The 924-nt window shown below is 71.1% G+C and carries 1 protein-coding gene; it reads left to right on the forward strand.

Annotated features, from left to right (window positions below; translation table 11 throughout):
* Window positions 1-53 precede the first annotated feature (53 nt).
* On the forward strand, window positions 54-924 hold an 871-nt coding region (locus tag NT8_RS31130; RefSeq protein ID WP_281203547.1), incomplete at its 3' end, for a glycosyltransferase.

The raw sequence follows: 924 nt of genomic DNA on the forward strand, positions 1-924 counted from the left end.
TGGCGGGGTATCGGGAGGCGGTGCCGTGGTGGTGGCGGATGTTGAACGAGCCGATGCTCGCTGACCTGGTGGCGTTGTGCCGGGATTGGCGTCCGGATCTGGTCGTGTGGGAGGCGACGACGTTTTCGGGGGGTGTGGCGGCGGAGGCGTGCGGGGCGGCGCATGTGCGGTTCGTGTGGTCGTTGGATCTGTTCTCGCGGATGCGGGGGTGGTTCCTGCGGCGGCGTGCGGAGGCGGGGGCGGTGGAGGACCCGTTGGGGGAGTGGTTGGGCGAGCGCGGGGGGCGGTTCGGTGTGGAGTTCTCGGAGTCGCTGGTGCGGGGCCGGATGACGGTGGATCAGACGCCGTTGTCGTTGCGGGTGGGGGCGGGGGAGGGGGTGGATTATCCGGTGGAGTATGTGCCGGTGCGGTATGTGCCGTTCAACGGGCGTGCGGTGGTGCCGGGGTGGTTGCGTCGGCCTCCGGTGGGGGGTGGGCGTCGGGTGGCGGTGTCGTTGGGGACGTCGACGGTGGAGTGGTATGGGGGGTATTCGGTGGCGGTGGGGGAGGTGGTGGAGGCGTTGGGTGGGGTGGATGCGGAGGTGGTGGTGACGTTGCCGGGGGGTGGGGGTCTGGGGCGGGTGCCGGGCAATGTGCGGGTGGTGGAGTATGTGCCGTTGCATGCTCTGGTGCCGTGGTGTTCGGCGGTGGTGTGTCAGGGGGGTCCGGGGACGGTGTTCACGTCGTTGGCGTGGGGGGTGCCGATGGTGGTGGTGCCGCGGGCGGGGTTGTTCGATGCGCCGTTGTTGGCTGAGCGGGTGGCGGGTGTGGGTGCGGGGGTGGCGTTGGATGCGGGTTCGGCGTCGGGGGGTGTGGTGGTGGAGGCGTTGGGCCGGGTGCTGGATGAGGGGTCGTTCGCGGTTGCGGCGGGGGGGGTTGCGGGGG

This window comes from Nocardiopsis trehalosi NBRC 14201 (assembly GCF_001552555.1).
GTDB classification, from domain to species: domain Bacteria; phylum Actinomycetota; class Actinomycetes; order Streptosporangiales; family Streptosporangiaceae; genus Nocardiopsis_B; species Nocardiopsis_B trehalosi.